Annotated in this window: 22 protein-coding genes; 15 read left to right on the plus strand and 7 right to left on the minus strand. The window is 44.1% G+C overall.

Translation table 11 applies throughout. The features are described from left to right. Positions 1 to 231: 231 nt before the first annotated feature. The 4 genes from QNH36_RS06400 to QNH36_RS06415 all read left to right on the plus strand — a co-directional run bounded on the left by QNH36_RS06400 (position 232) and on the right by QNH36_RS06415 (position 3,279). The gene (locus QNH36_RS06400; RefSeq protein ID WP_144474403.1) at positions 232 to 456 is read left to right on the plus strand and encodes a FeoA family protein; all 225 of its coding nucleotides are present in this window, start codon (positions 232 to 234) and stop codon (positions 454 to 456) included. Next, entirely contained in the window at positions 456 to 2,465 is a 2,010-nt protein-coding gene (gene feoB / locus QNH36_RS06405; RefSeq protein ID WP_283905380.1) for a ferrous iron transport protein B, read from the plus strand. The genes QNH36_RS06400 and feoB overlap by 1 nt, the downstream gene beginning before the upstream one ends. A gap of 25 nt (positions 2,466 to 2,490) precedes the next feature. Then, entirely contained in the window at positions 2,491 to 2,652 is a 162-nt protein-coding gene (locus tag QNH36_RS06410; RefSeq protein WP_144474405.1) for a FeoB-associated Cys-rich membrane protein, read from the plus strand. Between the two features lie 162 nt (positions 2,653 to 2,814). Further along, the gene (locus tag QNH36_RS06415) at positions 2,815 to 3,279 is read left to right on the plus strand and encodes a helix-turn-helix transcriptional regulator (protein WP_144474407.1); all 465 of its coding nucleotides are present in this window, start codon (positions 2,815 to 2,817) and stop codon (positions 3,277 to 3,279) included. 46 nt (positions 3,280 to 3,325) lie between these two features. Here the strand turns inward: QNH36_RS06415 and QNH36_RS06420 are convergent, their stop codons facing one another. After that, positions 3,326 to 3,844 carry a universal stress protein gene (locus QNH36_RS06420; protein WP_186326621.1) on the minus strand — a complete coding sequence of 173 codons (519 nt, stop codon included), beginning with the start codon at positions 3,842 to 3,844 and terminating at the stop codon, positions 3,326 to 3,328. A gap of 158 nt (positions 3,845 to 4,002) precedes the next feature. Here QNH36_RS06420 and QNH36_RS06425 point away from each other — a divergent pair, with 158 nt between their 5' ends. Together QNH36_RS06425 and QNH36_RS06430 are read left to right on the plus strand one after the other, a co-directional pair. Next, on the plus strand, positions 4,003 to 4,191 hold the full coding sequence (locus tag QNH36_RS06425; RefSeq protein ID WP_144474409.1) for a hypothetical protein: 189 nt from the start codon (positions 4,003 to 4,005) through the stop codon (positions 4,189 to 4,191). 260 nt (positions 4,192 to 4,451) lie between these two features. Beyond that, a complete protein-coding gene (locus tag QNH36_RS06430) occupies positions 4,452 to 6,725 on the plus strand; it encodes a transglycosylase domain-containing protein (protein ID WP_283905381.1) in 2,274 nt (757 codons plus the stop codon). Between the two features lie 421 nt (positions 6,726 to 7,146). Here QNH36_RS06430 and QNH36_RS06435 read toward each other — a convergent pair whose 3' ends face one another. Continuing rightward, on the minus strand, positions 7,147 to 7,470 hold the full coding sequence (locus tag QNH36_RS06435) for an HPr family phosphocarrier protein (protein ID WP_144474410.1): 324 nt from the start codon (positions 7,468 to 7,470) through the stop codon (positions 7,147 to 7,149). A gap of 598 nt (positions 7,471 to 8,068) precedes the next feature. On the opposite strand from QNH36_RS06435, the gene QNH36_RS06440 reads away from it, so the two are divergent. The 7 genes from QNH36_RS06440 (at position 8,069) to fumC (ending at position 16,565) form a co-directional block, all read left to right on the plus strand. Next, entirely contained in the window at positions 8,069 to 9,349 is a 1,281-nt protein-coding gene (locus tag QNH36_RS06440) for an MFS transporter (protein ID WP_283904951.1), read from the plus strand. A 141-nt stretch (positions 9,350 to 9,490) separates the two neighbouring features. Further along, entirely contained in the window at positions 9,491 to 10,042 is a 552-nt protein-coding gene (gene sigY / locus QNH36_RS06445) for an RNA polymerase sigma factor SigY (RefSeq protein ID WP_144474412.1), read from the plus strand. Beyond that, positions 10,008 to 10,352: a YxlC family protein gene (locus QNH36_RS06450; protein WP_144474413.1), complete on the plus strand. Its 345-nt coding sequence runs from the start codon at positions 10,008 to 10,010 to the stop codon at positions 10,350 to 10,352. The genes sigY and QNH36_RS06450 overlap by 35 nt, the downstream gene beginning before the upstream one ends. After that, the gene (locus QNH36_RS06455) at positions 10,352 to 10,558 is read left to right on the plus strand and encodes a sigma-Y antisigma factor component (protein ID WP_186326623.1); all 207 of its coding nucleotides are present in this window, start codon (positions 10,352 to 10,354) and stop codon (positions 10,556 to 10,558) included. Before QNH36_RS06450 ends, QNH36_RS06455 begins: the two co-directional genes overlap by 1 nt. Before the next feature lie 428 nt (positions 10,559 to 10,986). Next, complete coding sequence (locus QNH36_RS06460; RefSeq protein ID WP_144474414.1) at positions 10,987 to 12,744, plus strand: ABC transporter ATP-binding protein; 1,758 nt, start codon at positions 10,987 to 10,989, stop codon at positions 12,742 to 12,744. Continuing rightward, the gene (locus tag QNH36_RS06465) at positions 12,741 to 14,744 is read left to right on the plus strand and encodes an ABC transporter ATP-binding protein (RefSeq protein WP_283904952.1); all 2,004 of its coding nucleotides are present in this window, start codon (positions 12,741 to 12,743) and stop codon (positions 14,742 to 14,744) included. Before QNH36_RS06460 ends, QNH36_RS06465 begins: the two co-directional genes overlap by 4 nt. 441 nt (positions 14,745 to 15,185) lie before the next feature. Next, entirely contained in the window at positions 15,186 to 16,565 is a 1,380-nt protein-coding gene (gene fumC / locus QNH36_RS06470; RefSeq protein ID WP_144474416.1) for a class II fumarate hydratase, read from the plus strand. Positions 16,566 to 16,692: 127 nt separating this feature from the next. Here fumC and QNH36_RS06475 read toward each other — a convergent pair whose 3' ends face one another. Further along, on the minus strand, positions 16,693 to 16,896 hold the full coding sequence (locus tag QNH36_RS06475) for an alpha/beta-type small acid-soluble spore protein (protein ID WP_023615428.1): 204 nt from the start codon (positions 16,894 to 16,896) through the stop codon (positions 16,693 to 16,695). 354 nt (positions 16,897 to 17,250) lie between these two features. Here QNH36_RS06475 and QNH36_RS06480 point away from each other — a divergent pair, with 354 nt between their 5' ends. Continuing rightward, positions 17,251 to 17,493 (plus strand): hypothetical protein, encoded by a 243-nt coding sequence (locus QNH36_RS06480; protein WP_144474969.1) that lies wholly within the window; start codon positions 17,251 to 17,253, stop codon positions 17,491 to 17,493. Between the two features lie 52 nt (positions 17,494 to 17,545). Here QNH36_RS06480 and QNH36_RS06485 read toward each other — a convergent pair whose 3' ends face one another. Beyond that, positions 17,546 to 18,646: an ABC transporter ATP-binding protein gene (locus QNH36_RS06485; RefSeq protein WP_144474417.1), complete on the minus strand. Its 1,101-nt coding sequence runs from the start codon at positions 18,644 to 18,646 to the stop codon at positions 17,546 to 17,548. 122 nt (positions 18,647 to 18,768) lie between these two features. After that, positions 18,769 to 19,668 carry a PucR family transcriptional regulator gene (locus QNH36_RS06490; RefSeq protein WP_283904953.1) on the minus strand — a complete coding sequence of 300 codons (900 nt, stop codon included), beginning with the start codon at positions 19,666 to 19,668 and terminating at the stop codon, positions 18,769 to 18,771. A gap of 166 nt (positions 19,669 to 19,834) precedes the next feature. Between QNH36_RS06490 and QNH36_RS06495 the strand changes: the two genes are divergently transcribed. Further along, complete coding sequence (locus QNH36_RS06495) at positions 19,835 to 20,095, plus strand: metal-sensitive transcriptional regulator (RefSeq protein WP_079507876.1); 261 nt, start codon at positions 19,835 to 19,837, stop codon at positions 20,093 to 20,095. Between the two features lie 71 nt (positions 20,096 to 20,166). Here QNH36_RS06495 and QNH36_RS06500 read toward each other — a convergent pair whose 3' ends face one another. Further along, positions 20,167 to 20,352, minus strand: a complete 186-nt coding sequence (locus tag QNH36_RS06500) for a hypothetical protein (RefSeq protein WP_144474419.1) — start codon at positions 20,350 to 20,352, stop codon at positions 20,167 to 20,169. A gap of 60 nt (positions 20,353 to 20,412) precedes the next feature. Further along, positions 20,413 to 20,625, minus strand: coding sequence for a YheE family protein (locus tag QNH36_RS06505; protein ID WP_144474420.1), 213 nt, complete (start codon positions 20,623 to 20,625; stop codon positions 20,413 to 20,415). Positions 20,626 to 20,627: the final 2 nt, after the last annotated feature.

A 20,627-nucleotide genomic window follows, 5' to 3' on the forward strand; every position in this document is an offset into this window, starting at 1 on the left:
TTCATTCAGCTCTCCTTTTTCACCTTTATAATATACCCGTTAAGGTATGTGATGAGCGTGAAACTGAAACTCGGAAAAATTGTCAATTCTATGGAGTTTTCCATATTCTCATATGTTATAAGTGTGTTTTGTGATTTATGTCACAGTGAAAGTGACCTGAAACTGATTAAATAAAGATAATCATTCTCAATTAGATATAAAAAACTAACAAACTGAAAAAAGGTGATGGCTATGCTGGGAAAATTAAAGACTGGTGAAAAAGGCCGGATCATGAATATTGCTGGAACTGACAAATATGTCAGAAGAAGATTGCTTGATTTCGGGATTTCTGAAGGATCGGAAGTATGCATAAAATGCATTCTGCCTTTTGGCGGCCCGGTCATGGTTGAATCATGCGGCCAATGCATAGGTATCCGCCGCAAGGAAGCATTACGGATCGAAGTGGAGCGAGTATGATGAACATAGCGCTTATCGGCAATCCGAATACCGGAAAAACTTCGTTATTTAATAACTTAACAGGATCATATGAATATGTTGGCAACTGGAGCGGAGTAACGGTCGAAAAGAAAGTTGGCCTTTTCAAGAATGGAAAGGATCAGCTGATTGATTTACCAGGAGTCTATACGCTCAATCCATTGTCGAAGGATGAGGGTGTGGTTACGAACTTTTTCCTGGAGGATTCGTTCGAGAAACTTTTGAATATCCTCGATGCGTCGCAATTAAGGCGTAATTTGCACCTTACCCTGCAGCTTCTGGAATATGGCGCCCCGATCACTATTGGTTTGAATATGCTTGACGTTGCAAAAAACAGGGGCATACAAGTCGATATTGAACAGTTGTCAAAATCATTAGGGGTCCATGTTGCTCCTGTCGTGGCAAGATCAGGAAAGGGCTGTAACGAACTTGCTGAACTTGCGACAAGAGAACCGTCAGGAACTGGCAAAACAAATCTTGTGTATTATGGAAAAGCAATAGAGGAGGGAATCCTCCAGCTGGGGCTGAAATTGGATGGGAGGACACGATTTCCTGTTCGCTGGCTGGCCATTCAATTGTTTGAAGGGAATCCCTATGTTAAAAACTATTTGACTGCCTTTTTGCCATCGGAAGAAATCGAATCACTTGTCGACTCTATCATTGTTACAGAGCAACAACAATCAGGGAGCAAACAAGCGCTGGACCAGGTAATACATCGCAAAAGAAGTGAAGCGATAGATAAAATTGTATCTGCTGCTACAACGAGACCGGAAAATGGAAAAATACCATTGACTGAGAAAGTTGATATGATTGTGACGAATAAATTCCTCGGGATTCCGATCTTCCTGGTCATGATGTATATCATGTTCATGCTTACCTTTGACTGGCTTGGCTTCCCGCTTTCAGATAAACTGGACACAATCTTATCCGGACCTGTGACAGCTGGTATCGCGGCGGCACTTAACTGGGCAGGAGCATCCTCATTTATAAAAGACCTTGTGCTTGATGGAATTGTGGCCGGGGTAGGTGGAGTTCTTGTCTTTGTACCACAAATCTTCATTTTGTTCTTTTTCATTTCCCTGCTCGAGGATTCAGGGTATATGGCCCGTGTCGCGCTAGTCATGGACAGGTTGATGGAATCTGTAGGCCTCAACGGGAAGGCATTCATCCCGTTGATGATCGGTTTCGGCTGCAATGTGCCAGGCATCATGGCGGCAAGGACGATTGAGACACCAAAAGAGAGATTAATGACCATCCTGCTGACGCCGCTGATGTCATGTTCAGCCAGGCTTCCTGTATATGCTTTGTTTGTAGGTGCTTTTTTTACAGGGCATAAGGCCGCTGTGGTTCTTAGTTTGTATGTACTAGGGGTGGCAATCGCCCTTATTCTGGCCAAGGTCTTTTCAAAGACACTGTTGAAAGGGGAAACCTCCGTTTTCGTCATAGAGCTGCCTCCATACAGAATGCCGCAGGCAAAAGCGCTTTGGAGAAGCACTTGGGATAAGGGAAAAGGATTCGTAAAAAAAGCCGGTACTTTCATCTTTGCAGGCTCTGTCCTGATCTGGCTGCTCGCCTATGCCGGTCCAGACGGCATGAATGTCAGCATGGATGAAAGCTATCTGGCGCTTCTGGGGGGAATCTTTGCTCCTCTGCTGGCTCCTATAGGATTCGGAACCTGGCAGGCAAGTGCTTCACTTTTCACTGGTTTCCTGGCTAAAGAAGCGATTATTTCAACGATGAACATCATCTACTTTGTCCCGGATGAAGCAAGCCTCCAGGGGCTGCTGGCGATTCATTATACACCACTTGCTGCATACAGCTTCATGGTGTTCATCCTGCTGTATATTCCTTGCCTCGCGACTACTGCGACCATTTATAAGGAAACAGGCTCAAAACGCTGGACCGCTTTTTCAATCGGTTATGCACTTGTCATCGCTTACCTTTTGTCACTGGCCATCTACCAGGGCGGAATGCTGATGGGATTCAGCTAAAAGAAGCTCGAAGGAGGAAGGGAACATGATCGCAAATATTTTGATCGGCGGGGCCATATTCGGCTATGCCGGCTGGGCCTTCTACCGATTCATCAAGAAGTCAAAAGAGGGAAAATGCGCTGCCTGCTCCATCCAGAGCTCGTGCTCCAGCAGCTGCGGCATCAGCCAGAAAAAACAAATCAAATAAGAAAAAGGGGTTCGGAATCATCAAATTCTGAACCTTTTTATTTAAATCCGGGAAAAATTATGCTTCTTTTCTATCATTTCAGTATGAAATGATAAAAAGTATTTTGAATTTCGAATAAACAAGTGTAAAATTACACTTAAAGAACTAAAAAGGATGAAGCGGATGACGAGAGATGAAATTATAAGCAGGGTATCGGAGAAATTGAGAGTGCTGCGAGCAGAGGTTGGTTATACCCAGGATAAAATGGCTGACATCATCGGAATCTCCAAAAAGACACTTGTCCAGATTGAAAAAGGCAGGGTTCAGGCCGGATGGTCAACAGTCGTGACAATCAGTGCCTTGTTCAGGGAAACGGAGACGATTCAGTTTTTGTTCGGCAACGAACCACTTGAGGTCCTTGAAACGATCGCCCATGAAGGTACGGATTACCGAAAAGAAAAGACATTGGGAGGAAAAGTCTGGTGGCGGGAAGTAGCCAGGGATGGCGGCTTTGTCATGCAGCAAAATATTCTGAGTCAGCATTACAGGATTCTCGACGAAGATGATTTCCGGATTTTCAGCAGTTTTGAAGAAACAGAAACCAGGGAGCGTTTGGAGGAACTTGCCTCCCAAGCGATGAATGAATAATTCAGACAGCAAGAGCCGGGCAGCCTTTACCCGGCTCTTGCTTTGTTTATTTTGCTATAAGTACATGGCAATGGGCATTATTTGCAACTTTTTGGCTTACGCCTCCGAGTAGCTTTCGCTTGATTCCTTCGTTCCCGGACTGGCCGATGATAATTAAATCTGCATCAACATCCCTGGCGAATTCCAATATACCTTCTGCCGGGTTTCCTTCCAGGATTGAAAAATCAGTGTCAATATTAAGGACTTCAAGTTCAGCCTTTGCGTTATTGAAGGCTGTTTCAGCGCTATGAGTAATGATTGCGTGCTCTGATTTATCGAAAGCACCTTGTTCTGTTGCCAATGGAGGCACCTGGACCCCATCCGCGGGAAAGCTGTTAATCGGCAGGGGCTCGATTGGGCGGTCAGTAGATTCCACCAGTTCATTTTTTACCTTTTCTTCATATACATGACCGACAAACAGTTTGACTCCGTCTATGTTTCTTGTGAACTCCTTCGTCAATTGAAGGGCTTTCCGTGCACCCTCGGAATCATCATAAGCGAGAACCACATTTTTTATTCCAGCCATATTCATCTACCTCCAGGGTTAGTACTTCTTATCTATTGTTCATTACCCTTTTTCAAAAAGAACTAACGCTTTAAAATAATCCAGCATACCCTCATAAGTCATCAAAGACTGGCGAACATTTTTATAAATCTTTCATTAAGAGATAAGGAGTGGCCAATATGGGAATGAATTCTCAAATGGCAATGCATCCGACAATACGGAAATGCCTGCAGCACCTTGATGTCATACAAGCTGATGATAAAACAAAGCAGATCGTTTATATGTATATGGAGACGCTTCTTCGGGATAAGGACATGGCTTCTGCCAGTCAGCAGCAAATAATAAATGATGACTATAATAATCAATGATAGGCCAATCGTACATTTGTCGATTGGTCTTTTTTATATTCCTGTACGTGCACAACCAATTAAAAAATCCCGCTGGCAAATGATAGAAATATCGCCGTATTATGTCTTTTTTCCTTGTTATTAGCCAATATGTGTTAATCCTTTTGAAAAATGGGTAAAAGAAAGTGTCATATTTCTAAACTATTTTTAAAAGGTTGGGGTGCTCAGTGAGCAAAAATTCGATAGCAACACGTTTCTTAAGAGGCTGGAAAAGGTTACATATGAACCAGGTGCTTGTTTTGTCTGTTTCAACAGCAGTACTGGCGTTCTTGAGCTTTTTCCATGTTTATTCGGAGGGGGCTGACATCAGCGCATTGAACGATGACATGGCCCAGTCTACGGTCATTTACGATGCCAATGGAGAGGTCGCAAGCAAGATTTCGGCCTTGAAAAATGAAGGAATCAAGATAGAAGATGTACCGGAACATGTCAAAAATGCCGTCATTGCCATTGAGGATCACCGTTTTTATGAACATGATGGGGTGGACCTTGTGGGAATTTCAAGGGCTTTTGTACAGAATGTCAAGGCAGGAAGCATTGTTGAAGGCGGAAGTACGATCACACAGCAGCTGACAAAGAATGCATTGCTTACAAGTGAAAAAACATACAAAAGGAAGCTCGAAGAATTTTTCATGGCCAGGGAAATTGAAAAGCAATATTCGAAAGATGAAATCATGCAAATGTATCTGAATCGCATTTATTTCGGAAATGGTTCATGGGGGATCAAAGAGGCGGCAATGGGTTACTTTGGCAAGAATGTACAAGACCTTTCCGTCAGCGAAGCAGCCATGCTCGCTGGTCTGATCAAGGCGCCATCTGCGTTGGATCCACACAAGAACTATGATAAAGCGGTTGAGAGAAGAAATCTCGTCCTGCAAATGATGAATACTCATGGCTTTATCGAGGAAAAGGAATACAATGAGGCAGTTGCCGAAAAAATTGTTCTCAATGAAAAGGGCGGAGATCCGTTACGCGGCCGCTACCCATTCTACGTAGACCATGTCATTGATGAAGCAATCAAAAAATACGGGCTGACCCAGGAAGAGGTATTAACGAGCGGTCTGCAGATCTATACCGAACTTGATGTGACAATGCAGTCAGCAGTGGAAGCGACTTACGCGAAGGATGAATTGTTCCCGGAAGGAACGGAAAAACAGATCGTCCAAAGCGGGGCTGTATTGGTCGACCCGAAGTCCGGAGGCATCCGTGCCCTTGTAGGCGGCCGCGGCGAGCATGTATTCCGTGGTTATAATCGTGCGACACAATTAAAAGCACAGCCAGGTTCAACGATGAAACCGCTTGCCGCATATGCACCAGCACTTGAAGAAGGCTGGGGTGTTACCGACATGCTGAAGGACGAGGAGATGGAATTCAAAGATTATAAGCCACATAACTACAATGATAAATATAAAGGCGAAGTGCCGATGTATGAAGCATTAAGAGATTCATTGAATGTGCCTTCCGTCTGGCTGCTGGATGAAATCGGGATTGCAAAAGGGATGGAATCTGTAGAGAAGTTTGGCATTCAGCTCGATCCAAAGAACGACCGCAATCTGGGTCTCGCACTTGGGGGCTTATCCACTGGTGTATCTCCAGTGAAAATGGCAGAGGCATACTCCGCGTTTGCTAATAATGGAGAGCGGCATGAGACGCATGCGATTACGAAGATCGTCGATAAAGAAGGCAATACTATTGCCGAGTACAAGGGTAAGAAAAGCAAGGCAATCTCAAAAGAGACCGCTGAAAAAATGACAACGATGTTAATGGGTGTTGTCGAGGACGGAACAGGAAAAGGAGCAAAAATTCCAGGCAGGGAATTAGCCGGGAAAACAGGCTCTACCCAGGTTCCAATTGAAGGGGTCAAAGGTACGAAAGACCAGTGGTTCGTCGGATATACTCCACAGCTTGTCGGCGCTGTATGGGTTGGTTATGACAAGACAGATAAAGAACATTATTTAACGACCACAAGCAGTGAAGGAGCCGCGCTGATTTTCAAGGACTTCATGTCAGAGGCCTTAAAAAATACAAAAGCAGAATCCTTCAATGTTCCTCCACTTTCAAAATATATAGAGGAACACAAAAGGCAACAACGTGCCAAGTCTGTAAAGGAACTAGAATCAAGGGTCAAAAAGGAATCAGAAAAGCTCAAGAAGCAATGGGAAGCAGCAAAAAAGAAACTGAACAAGAAAAAAGAAGTACCGAAAGATAAGCCGGAAAAGAAAAAGGAAAAAGAAGAAGAAAAAACAACTGAGGCTGCTGCCCCAACCAATACTGGCAACAACGATACCAATGATTCTGGCGATACTAACGATACCGGCGGTGCAGGCGACACCGGAGGCGAAGGAGACACTGGCGGTGCAGGTGACACTGGCGGTGCAGGTGACACTGGGGGCGAAGGTGACACAGGAGGAGAAGGAGATACTGGTGGCACAGGTGACACAGGAGGAGAAGGAGATACTGGTGGCACAGGTGACACCGGAGGAACCGGCGGATGAGATGATAATAACTAAATTTAAACAGCGCAGGATTACTGCGCTGTTTTTTTTTTGTGCCGTTTTCGCAGGCTTTGTTGCTATTAAACCACAACCGTGCAAATCCATTGTAGAAGCATCTTCGAAAAGAATGAGGAGCCCAGACAGAAAGTATTCGGGTCATAGCATGAGATTGTAACGTACTGTGATAAATGAAAAATTATCCTATCAGCATGTGCCGATTCATCTCCTGCCAGGCCGCCAACCAGATGCCGCCATAAAAAAGAGGCTGCCTGCGGTCTAGTTTTTGACCAATGGCAGCCCCTTTGAAACGTCATTATAGTAATCTTAATAGGAAACCGATCACGACGATTGCGCCGACGATCATCAGTATTGTTCTTACCACGAAAATTCACCTCAACTATTCTATGTTCAGTTACTATGATTATATTTGAAAAGATTCTGTAGTTTCGATTAGTTGCTTGCGCTTCACCCGAAGTACAGAAGCTTCGTTTGTTAACAGTTTTGTCAGCTGGTTCAATTTAGGTTCTACATCGTTACCTTCCATAATAATTTTTAAAGTTGTATTTGGTTCGACAGTCAGCAGGAAGGATACTAGTTTGGACAATGAGGTTGCCTCTACTGCCTTCTGACGGCTGTATAAGTAAGTGGCACCATCCAATCTATTAGCAGCCTGATAGATTTCAAGCATTTTCTTCATTGTAAATCTCTTTTGAACCATTACATTCGATGACATAATCTCTTTCATTTATAATTAACTCCTTTAAAAAACTTTTTTTAGTAGGTTAGTTGATTATTACCCCGTAATCGCGATTTGAAAACCTTCACGGTGTGAAATGGGCGAGGTTGGCAGAAATGGTGACTGCGAATTCCTTAGATCGGAAAAGAAGGACGCCAATGAGCCGGATTGGAGCTATAGAAATCCAGAAACTGGAGAAAGGTGTCACCAATATGCCTGATTGGAGCACTGTAAATCCAGAAAATGGAGAATCAGGTCATCAATAAGCCTGATTGGAGCACTGGATACCCAGAAACCGGAAAAAGAGGACACCAATAAGCCGTATTGGTGACCAAAAACGCCAGAAACAAGTAAAAAAGGTCACCAATGAATCAGCTTGGCGCTCAAATACTCCTAAAACAGGCAAACTCCAATAAGTTGGCTTTAGCATAAAAGCCTGCAAAAAAAGCTTTCCATGGAAAAGGAGCCGAAACAGCAACAGCATACGACCTCCGCACGGTTCTTATCCGCCTCAAGCAGGAGAAGGAAACGGCCAGGAGAAAGTTTTTTTGCACTGGGAAAATGCGATACCATGAAGATACTAAATGAGTTGTGAGGAGAAATACGTATGAAAAACTTTGCTGATATTTTCAGGAATGGCAGCTTCACCAAATTGTTTTTGGCAAACTTTACTTCCCAAATGGGCAGTACAATCGGCTTGACGGCCTTTATGTTTTACCTGCTTGACCGGTTCGGCTCCCAGCCTGCTTATGCGACAATTACTGAATTGATGTATTCTTTGCCCATGCTGGCTGTGTTTTTCTTGATTGGGGTTTTCGCTGACAGGATGGACCGGCAAAAGATTGCCGTGTATTGTGATTGGATTAGCGCTGGTTTATCGCTTGCGTTGATTGCGGCCATTTTTGTTGGCTGGATGCCGTTGGTCTTTACGGTACTGTTTTTAAGGAGCGCCATTCAAAAGTTCTTTTTCCCCGCTGAGCATGGAATGGTGCAGGGAATTCTGAAGAAAGAGGATTTTACGACTGCTGCGGGATTGAACCAGCTCGTCATGAGTTTGTTCATGCTATTCGGCAATGGTCTTGGAGTTTTGGCTTACTGGTCGATTGGAATTTATGGCGCTATTTTGATTGATACATTATCGTTCATCATCAGTGCTCTTTTGATTCAGCAAACGGCGGTTTCACTTGAGGCTAGATTACCAAATGGTCCACACAAACTGAAGGAACTGAATATCAAGATGGTCTTCAGTGATTTTAAAGAGGGATTTTCCTACGTATTGAGCAACAGGTTGCTATTTACTTTGATCATCGGCTTCTTTATTTTCGGTATCGTCAATGGAGGTTTCTCGGTCATGCCGATCTTTATCCTGAAGTTTAAGCTTGCGCCAGAATCCTATGAGCAATACTCGATTGTTATCGGTTTGGTGTTCGGATTAGGTGTATTGATTGGCAGCTTCATCGCTTCACTGCTTTCACAAAAAGTTAAGCTATATCACCTGATTTCAGCGGGACTATTGATTGCTGGCAGTTTCACGGCTCTTGCTTCACTTCCTAATAATATCTCCATATTCCTCGGCATTCTCTTTATCTCTGCCTTGGCACTGCCGCTTATCAATGTTGGGATTGGCGGATGGCTGCCAAGCATCATCGATCCTAAAATGATGGGGAGGGTCCAGGGGCTGATCAGTCCGCTGACCATGCTCTCCCAGTCGCTGACGCTTGCTTTCATTGCCTATAGCTTCCCGGTTTTGCTGACAATTGAAATGCTCTATTGGATTGTTGGCGGCTGTCTTGCATTAGTAGGTTTATTTTATCTGATTGCCTTGCCAAAACTTGCCGAAGAACAGACTGCTGGAGTCGAAAAAGCCGCAGCAGAGTCAGGAGTATAGAAGAAAGTCCTTTGTGGGCTTTCTTTTTTTGAGCCAATAAAAACTTTTTTGAACGATTCTTTACTTCCGTCGTCTTATGAATAAATAATAAAAGATAGAGATGAATTTATAGGGTGGCGGGGAAAGCGAGGCATGCTTTTTATGGATGAAATAGAGTTAATTACTGAAGCGAAAAAAGGTGACCACCGTTCGTTCGCTGTGCTTTTCAGGAATCATTATCCCCTGCTGGTGAAATACCTGATGAAGATTACGATGAATCCTGATCTCTCAGAAGAACTGGCACAGGCAACAATGGCAAAATGTGTGGAGAAGATACACTTATTCAATGGGAAATCCAAGTTCTCCTCGTGGCTCATCAGCATCGCAACAAATATGTATATCGACCAGCACCGAAAGAAGAAGCGCGAAAGTGAGTGGAACGATGGAGAAGCAAGGTCTCGCAAGCTTCAATGGCATATGGAATCCAGGAATGAGGAATGGACAGATGCACTTGCCGCCTTATCCAGACTGTCAGATGAAATGAGGATCCCGCTCATTCTTAAGCACTATTATGGATATTCATATGATGAGATAGGTGAAATCCTGAATATCGCCGCTGGTACTGCAAAGTCTAGAGTCCACCACGGGCTTTTAGCCGTTAGAAGGGAGCTGAAAGTTGATGAAAAACCAAAAGGGAATCTTGTCAAACGATGATCAAATGGATAAGGAATTAATTGAAACCATCAGCGCGATTCATAATGGACTGGACAAATTGGATTCCATGGACACCTTTACTCCTGATGAAAAGTGGTTTGAACAAATGGTGCTGAATCAGCAGAAGGTTCAAAAAAAGAAATTCCTCAAGGAGCTGACATGGTTCATTTTGTGTGCCGGGCTGATCCTTACAATGGTCATCTTCACAATGCTGGAAGTGCCGATACTATTCTATATGCTCCAGGCTGTTACAGTGGCTATCGCCGCTTTTTCTGGATACAAAGGAATGCAGAAGCAGGTGGACAGCTGATGAACGAAGAACTGTCACCACTCATGCTGGCTGTCGTTATCGTAATCTTATTAATGCAGAGCATTTTTCTGTTTACCAATGCCCGGAAGCATGGCCATAATTATTGGCTATGGGGGATATTGGGATTGATCCAGGCTCCCATGCCGCTGCTTTTTTACCTGCTGTTTGTTAGAAAGATTTGGCACAAGAAATCGGCAAATCATTAAAAATGATGAAAAATATCGAAAAGTTAGAATTGACACAATTGCCCTTAAGATGATAACCTTACAAAGTAATGGAAAAAATAACTAAAAGGAGGGTTACTGATATGAACATTGTAAAAATCGCCAACTACGATCAACTGAATACTTGTAACCCATCCTTTTACGATAATTGACTTGTTAATCAATTTTATCTATTAAGCTGAAGGCATGGGTTGCGCATCCGCGTGACGTGTGCTTTTTCTGTCTTTATCAAGTGATTCAAGACATATCGCATGCTGCGGTATGTCTTTTTTCATGTCCAGCGAAGTTCCATTCCAAAAATATTTAAGGAGGAAACAAAATGGTCAACGCAAATGTAAAGAAATTAGTAAAAGAGGAACATCTGGAAAGCGGCTAGTCAGTTTTTACAACAGAGAGGAGAGTGACTGACCATGTTATCGGTATTATCAAAGTTAAGCTGGTTTTTCAAAGAAAACTGGAAAAGGTACAGTGTTGCAATTTCGTTGCTGATTTTTGTCGGCATACTCGATGTACTTCCGCCAAAAATCGTTGGGATGGCCATTGATTCCATCCAACTGGGCTCCATAAATAAGCAATTGATCTTTAAGTATATTGGCGCGCTGGCGCTGATTACAGTTGTCTCATATTTCATCACTTATATTTGGATGTATCAGTTATTCGGCGGGGCTTTCCTGATTGAGAGGAAGCTGAGGACCCGCTTCATGAAACATATGCTTAAAATGACTCCGGCTTTTTTTGAAAAGAACCGGACAGGGGACTTGATGGCAAGAGCGACGAACGATCTAAAGGCCATTTCCATCACGGCCGGTTTCGGCGTCTTGACTCTGGTCGATTCAAGCATTTTTATGCTGACCATTGTGCTTACGATGGGCATTTTCATCAGCTGGGAACTGACACTTGTCTCCATTATCCCGCTGCCCATCATGGCCTATCTGATCAATCTATATGGGAAGAGGATTCATTCCAAATTCACGTCCGCCCAGGATGCATTCGGGGAGCTGAATGACCGGGTGCTTGAATCTGTATCAGGAGTAAGGGTCATCAGGGCCTATGTTCAGGAAAAAGCCGATGAGTCAAGATTCCATGAGTTGACGGAAGACGTCTATCGCAAAAATGTGGAAGTCGCAAAAATTGATTCTTTATTTGAACCGACGATTAAAATTCTTGTCGGGCTGAGTTACCTTATTGGCCTGGGCTATGGAGCCTTCCTCGTATTCCAGCAGAAGCTGACGCTGGGTGAACTGGTGAGTTTCAATGTTTATCTGGGAATGCTCATCTGGCCAATGTTCGCAATTGGAGAACTGATTAATGTCATGCAGCGCGGCAACGCTTCTCTTGACCGCCTGAACGAAACATTGTCCTACAAGGAAGATGTTGCTGATCCGATTAAGCCGGTAGAGGGCAATGAGCCTGAATCTATACAGATGTCTGAGTTGACATTCAAATATCCTTCTTCAAAAGTGAATAATCTTGATCAAATTAAGCTGCATTTGAATCGCGGCCAAACACTCGGTATTGTTGGCAAGACAGGAAGCGGCAAAACGACTTTGATCAAACAGCTGCTCAGGGAATATCCTGAAGGCAGCGGAAATCTGCTTGTGTCCGGTGTGCCAATCCAGGAACACAGCTTGAGGCAGACAAGGAGCTGGATGGGCTATGTCCCGCAGGAAAACATCCTTTTTTCCCGTTCGGTGAAAGAAAACATCCTGTTCGGAAACCCGCTGGCAACGGATAAGGAGTTGCAGGATATTATTGATTTGTCGGCTTTCCGCAAGGATTTGGAAATGCTTCCTGAAGGCTTGGAAACCCTTGTCGGTGAAAAGGGAGTTGCCCTTTCTGGGGGACAAAAACAGCGGATTTCGATTGCACGCGCTTTGATCAAGGATCCGGAAATTCTGATTCTTGATGACTCGCTTTCGGCAGTCGATGCCAAAACTGAGAAAAAGATCATAGATAATATCCGCAGAGAGCGGAATGCCAAAACAACCATCATCACGACACACCGATTATCTGCTGTGGAGCATGCAGACCATATCGTTGTCCTGGAAGATGGAAAAATCGTTGAGGAAGGTACTCATGAACAATTGATGGAGGCCAAAGGCTGGTACCACGCTCAATATATCATGCAGCTGGCAGAAGCAGTCGAAGAGGAGGTGCACTCCCAATGAGTACAGGAAAAAGACTGTTCCAATATGCATTAAATTATAAAAGAATCATTTTAGTGGCGCTGGCCATGTTGACTGTCGCTGTCGTCGCTGATCTTGCTGGCCCGTTCATCGCCAAGCGGATGATCGACCACCATATCCTTGGGATTGAATCGGTCTGGCATACGACAGACGAACAAAGCGGGGCTGTAAAATATAAAGGCAACTTATATACAAAAGAAGATATGGAGCAGGAAACGGACTCTGCCCAAATTCTTCAGGTAGGCAGGAATTTTGTGTTTGTCGATGCAAAGATTGAATTTGACGGCAACCGCAGTTATGAGGATGGGGTCTTGACGATCAACAAAGGAGCTAAGGCTGCCCAGTATGAAGCTGAACTGCTGTCAGGCGAGGAGTTGATGGGTTTTTACCGGCCTGAAATTCCGGGTATTATTAAGCTGCTGGCCTTCTATTTCGGTTTGCTGATCATTGCTGCAATCTTTCAGTATGGCCAGAGATTCTATCTGCAAAAGTCAGCTAACAGGATCATTCAGAAGCTGAGGGAGGATGTTTTCCGGCAGATTCAGCGGCTGCCAATCCGTTATTTTGATAATTTGCCAGCTGGAAAGGTCGTCGCCAGGATCACGAACGATACAGAAGCGATACGTGAACTTTATGTAACCGTACTGTCCACGTTCTTTACTAGTTTCATCTATATTACCGGCATCTATATTGCCTTGTTCATTCTGAATGCCAGGCTTGCGGCAATCTGCTTGCTGTTATTGCCAGTTCTGTTCGTGTGGGCAAAGCTATACCGCAAATATGCATCGAAGTATAATCATGTCATTCGCTCACGGGTAAGCGACATCAACGGAGTGATCAATGAATCAATACAGGGTATGAGCATCATCCAGGCGTTCGGCCGGGAAAAAGAAACACAAAAGGATTTCGAGAAGCTCAACAACGAGCATTTCACCTATCAGAATAAACTGCTGAGCCTGAATTCATCGACTTCTCATAACCTTGTCGCAGTGTTGAGGAATATCGTTTTTGTTGCGTTCATCTGGTATTTCGGCGGCGAGGCCCTGCAGCCTTCATCTGCTATCTCACTGGGGATGCTTTATGCGTTCGTCGATTATATCAACCGGCTTTTCAATCCTGTCCAGGGGATCGTCAACCAGCTGGCTAATCTGGAGCAGGCATTGGTTGCCGGGGAGCGAGTTTTCAAACTGATGGATGAGGAAGGAATTGATGTCAGCGAGGAAGAGATTCCGCGCTATAAAGGAAATGTAACTTTCGATCATGTTTCCTTCGGTTATAAAGAAGGCAAATATGTCCTGAAAGATCTTAACTTTGAAGCTAAACAAGGAGAAACCGTAGCACTCGTCGGTCATACAGGATCCGGCAAAAGCTCGATCATGAATCTGCTGTTCAGATTTTACGATCCACAGGAAGGTAAGATCCTGATTGATGGCATGGATATTTCAGAAATGCCCCGGCAGACCTTGCGTAAGTATATGGGCATTGTCCTTCAGGATCCGTTCCTCTTCACTGGGACGATCGCTTCCAATGTCAGCCTTGATCACCCTTCGATCTCAAGGGATACTGTCGAGAAAGCACTGCAAAGCGTTGGAGCTGACCGCGTCCTGAAAAACCTTGAAAATGGTTATGATGAGCCGGTGATTGAGAAGGGAAGTACACTTTCCAGCGGGCAAAGGCAGTTGATCTCTTTTGCCAGGGCCCTGGCTTTTGACCCAGCCATCCTGATCCTTGATGAGGCAACCTCAAGCATTGATACTGAGACCGAGGCAATCATCCAGGATGCGATGGATGTCCTGAAGGAAGGAAGAACGACCTTCATCATTGCCCACAGGCTGTCGACCATCCGCAATGCCGACCAAATCCTTGTATTGGATCGCGGCCGTATTGTGGAAAAAGGCAACCATGATCAATTAATGGAATCTAAAGGGAAGTATTATCAAATGTACCAGCTGCAGCTTGGAAACAAATCGAAGGCAGGTTAAAAAGAGATCCACACTCATTCTTAAGGGGTGTGGATCTTTTTATGTCCTCAGCTGCCTTATCTCTGTGTGATAACTCACTATAATCCCTGTTTTTGTCACAGAACGTTGCGAAACATCCCCGTTGACTCACGTTTTCCTGTGGTAGTTTAATAATAACTAAATTAATTTCAGGAGGTTGTTTAGATGGCGGAACTCACAGTAACTTTAAGCATCGCGAGCATCATGATCCTGGGCTATTATATCGGATATGCAATTTATAAAGCATAACCCTGGGCAAAAAAAGACATAATGAAAGCGGAAGCAGCACTCATGACTGCTTCCGCTTTTTGCATTTGAGGCAAATGCACTTTTCTGTTATTCCAGCTTTAAAAAAGGTATCCTGAAAGCGGAAATGTTTGAAATGTTTAGATAAGTAAATAATTAGATTGAGGAGGGATCGTTTTGTCAGATTATCGGATTGAAAGGGATACGATCGGTGAAATTAAGGTGCCATCAGATAAATACTGGGGTGCACAAACTCAGCGAAGCAAACAGAATTTCAAGATTGGAACGGAAAAAATGCCAATAGAAGTGATCTATGCTTTTGCTGAAGTAAAGAAAGCGGCAGCCAGAGTGAATGCTGCTTCTGGAAAGCTATCGGAAACAAAAGCAAAGGCGATTGAGACGGCCTGTGATGAAGTTCTTGCCGGGCAATTCGATACGCATTTTCCATTGGTCGTGTGGCAGACAGGAAGCGGAACGCAGTCTAATATGAACGTCAACGAAGTAGTCGCCAGGAGAGCGAATGAACTGCTTGCAGAGCAGCAGGCGGAAGAAAAAGTCCATCCGAATGATGATGTGAATATGTCACAGAGTTCGAACGATACTTTCCCGACAGCGATGCATATTGCAGCTGTAAAAAAAGTGGCGGCTGAAGTATTGCCTGCGCTCGAGCTCCTAAAGGAGACGTTAAGGAAAAAAGAACAGGAATTCAATGAAATCATCAAAATCGGCAGAACCCATCTCCAGGATGCGACCCCGCTTACATTGGGGCAGGAAATAAGCGGATGGAAAGCGATGCTCGAAAAAGATAAACAAATGATCGAGGATGGCCTCAAATATGTGAGAGATCTGGCAATAGGCGGGACAGCTGTCGGAACAGGAATAAATGCAGCGAAAGACTTCGGTGACCAGGTAGCAAGCCAGCTTTCCAGCCAGACAGGAGAAACGTTCCGTTCGGCACCGAATAAATTCCAGGCACTGACATCGCATGATGAGATTGTCTTCCTTCACGGTGCATTAAAAGGACTGGCAGCTGACTTGATGAAAATTGCTAATGATGTTCGCTGGCTTGCCAGCGGCCCAAGAAGCGGGATTGGTGAGCTCTCCATACCTGCAAATGAACCAGGCAGCTCCATCATGCCCGGCAAAGTCAACCCGACGCAAAGTGAGGCACTGACAATGGTGGCAACCCAGGTTTTCGGAAATGATGCGACAATCGGATTCGCGGCAAGTCAGGGTAATTTTGAGTTGAATGTATTCAAGCCTGTCATCATCTATAACTTCCTGCAAAGCGCGAGACTGCTGGCAGATGGAATGAGATCCTTCAATGATAACTGTGCAGAAGGCATTGAAGCGAATCTGGATGTCATTGCTGGGCATGTTGACCGGTCACTTATGCTTGTCACGTCCTTGAATCCTCATATTGGTTATGAAAAAGCAGCTGAAATCGCCAAGCTTGCTTTCAAGGAAAACACTACTCTGAAGGAAGCGGCAATCAAGACAGGGTATTTGTCCCCAGAACAATATGATGAGTGGGTCAAGCCTGAAAAGATGATTTGATGGAGAGTATACTCATTGGTACTCTTCCAGGGGCCATGTGAAGATACGTAGTAAGTGAACTGGACAAAAGTAAAGGCCCCCTGATGAAGGGGGCCTAAGCCATTCTTATTTTATTGTTTAATGCAATTTAGCGTGCAGATCCGCCAAGTTGTTGCTCAGCCATTTGCACAAGGCGCTTAGTGATTTCTCCACCAACTGAACCGTTAGCACGAGAAGTCGTTTCGCCGCCAAGCTGTACGCCAAATTCTGTTGCGATTTCGTACTTCATTTGATCAAGAGCTTGTTGAACACCGGGAACTAATAATTGATTAGAGTTGTTGCTACTAGCCATTAATATTTCCTCCTTTGTGTTTTTCAGAGTTGTATTTGGGTTAGTATTGGAGTCGAACCAATCATGGCTTTTGCCATGCCACCTGGGGTTAACCCATGATGAGGAATCGGCTGGGCTAGCCGGAATTGCACCGGCTCGCGTCATAGCTGCCTTCTAGGCTTAACCCAATGTCTTTATTCGTTTGCTGAGCTGCGTTTTTTCTTTGCTGCTGCTTTATTAATAACTAGTATGTTTTGTTTCGAAAAGTTTATTCGCTGATCAATAAAGGTAATTAATACCATTATTATCACATTACATAACCAATTTTAATCAACACAAACTATTGTTAGCGATACAGGAGAAAGGATGAAAAAGATGGGGATGTGCCCGATTTGCAATGGCTTCAGAAACGTTGCTCTGCCATGTCCTAACTGCAGCGGCAGCATGGAGGACAGCGGGAGGGAAGCAGACTTTTATGATGATTACAGCCCGTATATGCCAATTGATCAAATGAAACTGGAGGATGGTTATCCTGCTGACTTTACAGAGGAGGAATGCCCGCACTTGTTCAAATGTCCAAACTGCGGGACAAGCCAGGTATTTTTAATCAAAGAATGATAGATCTTCAAGAAAGCAAAAAAAGCAACCGCAATGGTTGCTTTTTCATGTATTAAGGACGGATCCTTACTTCTGTTTCTGCATCGAAGAAGTGGACCTTGTTCATATCGAATGCCAATTCAATCACCTGGCCTGGAGTTACATCTGTGCGGGAATCAACACGAGCAACGAAATCCTGGCCTTCTAATTGAGAATAGATCATAGTTTCTGCACCAGTCAATTCAGATACCTCAACAGTTGCTTTGATTGTAGCTCCCTGGGAAGCATCGATGAACACTGGCTCGTCATGCAGGTCTTCCGGTCTTACGCCGAGGATGAGGTCTTTGCCAACATAACCCTGTGCGCGAAGAACTTTCATCTTTCCTTCTGGAACGGCGATAGAAGAGTTGTTGATTGTGAACTTTCCTTCTTCAAGCTTTCCAGTGAAGAAGTTCATGGAAGGAGATCCGATGAATCCGCCTACGAAGACGTTTTCTGGATTTTCGTAAACTTCTTTTGGCGCTCCAACCTGCTGGATGACACCGTCCTTCATGACTACCAGGCGTGTTGCCATTGTCATCGCTTCAGTCTGGTCGTGTGTTACGTAAATAGTTGTTGTATTCAAGCGGCGGTGAAGCTTAGCGATTTCTGCACGCATTTGTACACGCAGCTTTGCATCAAGGTTCGATAAAGGTTCGTCCATCAAGAACACCTTAGCGTCACGGACGATAGCACGTCCTAAAGCAACACGCTGGCGCTGACCGCCTGAAAGTGCCTTTGGCTTGCGGTCTAAATATGGCTCAAGACCAAGAATCTTCGCAGCTTCTTTAACGCGGCGGTCGATTTCGTCCTTAGCAAACTTACGAAGCTTCAATCCGAATGCCATGTTATCGTATACAGTCATATGCGGATATAGAGCGTAGTTCTGGAAAACCATCGCGATGTCACGGTCTTTAGGAGGTACGTCGTTCACACGCTTTCCGTCGATGTAGAAATCACCCTTGGAAATTTCCTCTAGGCCAGCGATCATCCGAAGAGTTGTGGATTTACCGCAGCCAGATGGTCCGACGAATACGATGAATTCTTTGTCTTCGATGTGAAGGTTGAAATCTTCTACTGCTGTGACTTTGTTATCATAAATTTTATAAATGTGGTCTAATTTTAACTCGGCCATTTTTTAAGCCTCCCTGATTGTTTGTCTACATGAACAGTTTAGCGAAAAGGCCAGCCACTTATCATCAGCAGGATGCACAAAAAAATGAAAGCCCTTTTATGCAATTTGTTCAAATTGTGAAATCAGCCCATTTCTTTAAAAAGGCCGGCAAGATAAACAACGATGGCTGCGTCAAAATCCTTCAGCTGCACGCCGGTTTTTTCGGTGAACTTGTCCAGTCTGTATTGCAGGGTATTACGGTGTACATACAATTTTTTAGCTGCAAGCGAGACATTCGAATTGGTTTCCAGGAACGTTTTAATAGTAGCCATTAACTCTTTGTCATCGCCAAATGCCTCGAGAATCGAATGGGAGAGAATATCCTGTAAGTGATTTGGCAGCTGTGTTGCCAGCAGCATCGGGAAGGCTTTTTCAAAGGTGAAGACATCACCGCGATTGGTAAGTTTCGATAATTCCAGGAATACCTGCTTTTCGTTTGTGAAAAAGTCTGGGAGCTTTCGGGAAATAGTCTGGAACTTGCCGATATAAAAAGATATTTTAATGAAAAAGTCACTTTCGAATGTTGCAGAAATGGATTGAAGCTCGTCCGCATCTTCGATGATTTCCTTCTTTTCTTGAACGATCATTCCATAGGAATCCCTCATCCAGAGGATAGTATGGTCTGGGAAAAAGCCTTGCAACGCTTCATTGACTTCTTCTTGTTCAATGTGTTTTGCCTGCATCCGAAATTGAATGAAACGGACCTCATCATTTGCAGCCGGCGGTATTGCTCCTCCATGGAAAAGAAAATCATTCCAAGCAAGTGCTTTGCCAGAAAGGGAAGTGTGCTGATCGGTTTCAATATACTGAAGCAAATTTTTCAGCAAGTCAAGCTGGTCTTCCGATATGACTTCCTTAGGAATGCTGATCCACGGCGGCTCCTGCCCTGTAGAATGGAACCAGTGGAAGTCGAGTGATGGATTGGCTGGAAAATGATTGTGCGTGACAGAATCAGGGAAATAAGCTAATATTTTATTAATCATATAAGTATCCTCAGATTTAGTTTGATAAAAGCTGACATATCTTTTATTATAACAGGTGTGGCTTTTAAATGTGAATTTACTCCAGGGGATAAACTGGTAGAAAAAAGGAAAAAATATTGGTATAATAGATACAATACGGGGTACCGTAGGAGAGAGGTGCAGGGAAATGGAATACACACCAGAAATGAAAAATCGCTTGAAGCGTTTGGAAGGTCAAGTCCGCGGCGTTATCCGGATGATGGAAGAAGAAAATCACTGCAAGGATGTTGTCACACAATTATCGGCAGTCCGTTCTGCAGTAGACCGTGCAATTGGTTTCATCGTGGCAAAGAACCTGGAATCATGCATCACGGAAGCAGCCAAGGAAGGCAAAGAAGCCGACGAAGCGATCAAAGATGCAGTCAATATGATTGTTAAAAGCAGATAAGACACCAGCATCCTTTTTAGGATGTGGTGTCTTTTTTTTTGTGATTTATTTCGATGGAGCTCATGCTTTTCCTATTCATTAGGCGGATCTTCAGGCGGGAGGTCATGGCTTTCCCCTATATTAGGAGTATCGTCCAATCGATGGACAGTCCCGCCTGCCATCCCCTCATTGATCATCCTGTCGACATCGACATATACTTTGTCCCGGCCCTCATATTGCAGGTCCTCGGCGAACTTTTTCTGGTCCTTTTGTTTCATGGTTTCCTCCTTCAATCCTTTTACGATTAGAATGTCGGAAAGGCACAAAAAACATACGGATTATTTATCATATACATGGAAAAGCATCAACTCGTGAACCCGTTCCTTCAGCTGGTCGATATCCCCGTCAAGGGGCTGTTCGGAAGTCCATTGAATATCTCCGTTTTGGTGATAGATTCCCGTATACTTCTGCTTTTTGAAATAAAAGGAAAAATGCCAGCCGGGCATTTCTTTATTTTCGAATAATGATTTGAATTGGAAATGAGTGATCACTG

Source organism: Mesobacillus sp. AQ2 (assembly GCF_030122805.1).
Taxonomy (GTDB): Bacteria; Bacillota; Bacilli; order Bacillales; family Cytobacillaceae; genus Mesobacillus; species Mesobacillus oceanisediminis_A.